The 2,940-nt window shown below is 35.9% G+C and carries 6 protein-coding genes; 2 read left to right on the top strand and 4 right to left on the bottom strand.

Features of this window, described 5'->3' with window-relative positions:
• Both RMO83_RS05960 and RMO83_RS05955 read left to right on the top strand, forming a co-directional pair.
• A partial coding sequence (locus tag RMO83_RS05960) for a DUF6943 family protein (RefSeq protein ID WP_310558758.1) occupies positions 1–380 on the top strand: 380 nt, incomplete at its 5' end.
• A 29-nt stretch (positions 381–409) separates the two neighbouring features.
• Complete coding sequence (locus RMO83_RS05955; protein ID WP_103725652.1) at positions 410–589, top strand: hypothetical protein; 180 nt, start codon at positions 410–412, stop codon at positions 587–589.
• 82 nt (positions 590–671) lie between these two features.
• Here RMO83_RS05955 and RMO83_RS05950 read toward each other — a convergent pair whose 3' ends face one another.
• From RMO83_RS05950 to RMO83_RS05935, 4 genes are read right to left on the bottom strand one after another with little or no spacing between them, the layout of a single operon-like run.
• Entirely contained in the window at positions 672–848 is a 177-nt protein-coding gene (locus tag RMO83_RS05950) for a hypothetical protein (RefSeq protein WP_310558757.1), read from the bottom strand.
• Positions 835–1,071, bottom strand: coding sequence for a hypothetical protein (locus RMO83_RS05945; protein WP_310558756.1), 237 nt, complete (start codon positions 1,069–1,071; stop codon positions 835–837). Before RMO83_RS05945 ends, RMO83_RS05950 begins: the two co-directional genes overlap by 14 nt.
• A 10-nt stretch (positions 1,072–1,081) precedes the next feature.
• On the bottom strand, positions 1,082–1,477 hold the full coding sequence (locus RMO83_RS05940; RefSeq protein WP_310558755.1) for a DUF5675 family protein: 396 nt from the start codon (positions 1,475–1,477) through the stop codon (positions 1,082–1,084).
• A gap of 1 nt (position 1,478) precedes the next feature.
• A complete protein-coding gene (locus RMO83_RS05935) occupies positions 1,479–2,234 on the bottom strand; it encodes a hypothetical protein (protein WP_310558754.1) in 756 nt (251 codons plus the stop codon).
• Positions 2,235–2,940 lie beyond the last annotated feature (706 nt).

The raw sequence follows: 2,940 nt of genomic DNA, 5'->3' as shown, positions 1-2,940 counted from the left end.
ATTCAAAACCGCATTTATTCCTACTTAACAAAGGGATGAACAGCGGAAAGCCACAAAAAGAGCCATTTACTAACAGTTTTGTTATCATTTTTCAAAACGAGGAGGACTGCGAAAGCCTTTTTTTCATTGCTTATAGTTTATTGCAAACAAAATTTTGGCATCAACATTTAGTAGGTTCTGTAATTCCTTTTTTACGCCTTCCAGACTTCAAAAAAGAATTCAATCCACAATCTAGATTGATGATGGTGGAACACGAGCAGCACCAAAAAAATGTTGCAGCGCTCAAACTTTTGGAGAAAAAAGAAAAGCAATACAAAGAGGATATGATGCTTATAAATGACCTTCGCAGAGCCATTTTATACCGGTATTGCAGGAAATAGTACTTTTTTAACATTAATTTATCTAAATTATGAAACTTTTCATTTTATACCAAACCGACAATTGGAAAAGCAAAGCATCAAGGGTATGTTTTGGAGTTTTCGACACGAGAGCCAAAGCCATTGACAGCGCAAAATGGCAAGAATTATACAACCATAATTCCGAAGTAGTGGTTTTAGAAGTTACGTTAAACCTATTTGAGGAAGTTTAATTTTACCACGTAAAAAAGCCCATTCCTTGCGGTTTGGGCTTCATTAATGTCTAATCCAAAGGTCACCACAACTAGAACTAGACTATTTTTTGTGCTTCTTGATGAGGTATTTGAGTAGCATCGATATAATAAAACTGACAATCGCTCCAACAGTCGCTAATATAATCGTTTTTAAAATATCTTCCGAGCGCAGATTCGGCAATACACTCAAAAATGTACCTCCTGCAGTACCCATCAGGGTATGATTACCGGTCGTCATTTCCGCTTTGGGGAAGAATAGCTTCCCCTGTCGTTAGTTGGCTTACAGCGGAGACTACACCACCCGCAACAGCCATATAACCTCCAATAGAAGTTACTACAACTGGCAAAGTTATTGGCGCTGCCAAAATAGTTCCGCCAACGGCGGCTAATGCCAAACCAATATTTCGAAGCACCTTAAAAAATTTCGGAGTGGGAGCTTTTGCTCTTTTTATAATATTCATAACAGGATTGTTAAGATTTGATAATTAATTCTACACTTTCGTTTTTGTCTATAATTGGATAAACTAAATTTTTCAATTTAGAAAATGCTTTTCGAGACATCAGACCGAAACCTGGTCCAGAAAGTTTTGTTACTGGACCAATACAACCTTTTAATTCTTTCAACGCATTATTGGCAGGATGAAACAGAATTAAGCTTCTGTTTTTTACATTAATTATTTCCAAATGCCATTGAAATCTTTTGCTGTATCGTTTTCTTATAAAATATTTCCCTTCCGGAATGCAGGAAACTTTCGTTTCGTTATTCTTCCAAGGCAATTCAATGGTTTTACAAATAAATTTGCCCTCGCATTCGAGTATTCCGTTAGTTCCATCAGGGAAATAAGTTCTCGATAGTAGTATAACCATCTTACAATCCGCTCACTTGTACCAGTGATAGTGGATTATATGCACCGTTTTTAAGAGCATACATTTGACCATTTACTTCTTGGTAAAACTCAACTCCAAGAGCCAAAAACAAAGGTTTTGTGCTGGCAGCAGTTACCGTATTGGTTTGCGTAATAACCGCAGTCGCCACAAAATCCCAAGGCAAAATTCCAGTTTCTGAATTTTCAACCACAAAGGTTTCGGCTTCAAAATCAACCTCTGCACCAGCAGAAATAATTTTAAAATGAGTAGTTCCGCTTGGTGCTGCAATCATATTAGCGGGAATAAACGAAGCCAATGTAACTTCAATTACACCAGTTACACGGTCAATAGTTGCTACAAAGGGAGCAAACAAACTCGTCCCTAATTTTCCTCTAATATTGAATTCAAAACCTGCTAAAAGCTCCGCTTCGCCATCAATAACGTTTCGTAAACCTCTTACGCTAATTAAATCAGCTTGAATAACTTGTATCATTCGTTGAGTTAAACGACTAACCATTCTACCATCGGCAGAATTCAAAAGCAACGCTCTCAAAGCCGTTCTCAAAATCTTACCTGCTTTCCCAGCGCGACCAAATTCCGAACCATTTTCACGTGTTCTTTGAAACGCTGGATCACTTGCGATTCTACTTGCATCGATTCCACCTTTTTCACGTGCTAAATGTCCGTCTTGGGTTTTGTAAAAAGTAATATCTCCGATAGTACCTTTCAATTTAATTATGCCTTTCTGTCTTGCCATAATTTCTAAAATTTAGATTAAAATTCATTTTCAAAATCTCTAAATCATCTTTTCAGTTGCAACGTCTTTAATCCGATTTCGAAACAAATTTTAGCCAATTAAACAGAATAAAAAAGTACTTCCAGTCACATATGTCACAAAGCGACGCAAATGGCTTAAATCGACATAAATGCCTATTTAAAACAATCAAAAACCAGTGTAAATTGCAAAGGAAATTTATATTTCAAAAAAACTTACTTTTGTATAATCTTAAACTTTACTAATCAGTGGGTTTAAGCTAATCAAAGCCTATTCAAAGGCATAGATAGTGTATGAAAACGCAAATAAAGAGAATATGTATCTATCCAAAAGACATTGAACGCATAACAGGCAAGAGTTACAGACAAAGCACCAGAATGTTACAGGCCATCAGAAAGAGCCTTAATAAGCTTGATAATGAATTAGTAACCATTGAGGAGTTCTGCCAGTATGCAGGTTTGAAAATTGAACAAGTAGAACCGCTAATTTTTGGATGAAAAGGAGGAATCACAAAACGGAAAATAAAATTTCCGAGCTTACTCAACTAGTTCAAAAACTAGTTCATTTTTTGGTATTCTTTACACTTTAAGTTATGTTTTATCAATTTAATTACGTACTTTTATGCTTCACAAGTTAATGGAAGTCCAAACGATAAAAAAGGGGGTAAATTCGGTTACCCAATTTTAAA

Origin of the sequence: Flavobacterium sp. (assembly GCF_031423415.1) — a bacterium.
Taxonomy (GTDB): domain Bacteria; phylum Bacteroidota; class Bacteroidia; order Flavobacteriales; family Flavobacteriaceae; genus Flavobacterium.
This window is presented reverse-complemented; position numbering and strand designations above follow the sequence as displayed.

Bases quoted from the DNA above. Each gene is read 5' to 3' on its own strand.
- RMO83_RS05955 (WP_103725652.1), top strand. From the start codon at position 410: ATGAAACTTTTCATTTTATACCAAACCGACAATTGGAAAAGCAAAGCA.
- RMO83_RS05950 (WP_310558757.1), bottom strand. From the start codon at position 848: ATGACGACCGGTAATCATACCCTGATGGGTACTGCAGGAGGTACATTT.
- RMO83_RS05945 (WP_310558756.1), bottom strand. From the start codon at position 1,071: ATGAATATTATAAAAAGAGCAAAAGCTCCCACTCCGAAATTTTTTAAG.
- RMO83_RS05940 (WP_310558755.1), bottom strand. From the start codon at position 1,477: ATGGTTATACTACTATCGAGAACTTATTTCCCTGATGGAACTAACGGA.
- RMO83_RS05935 (WP_310558754.1), bottom strand. From the start codon at position 2,234: ATGGCAAGACAGAAAGGCATAATTAAATTGAAAGGTACTATCGGAGAT.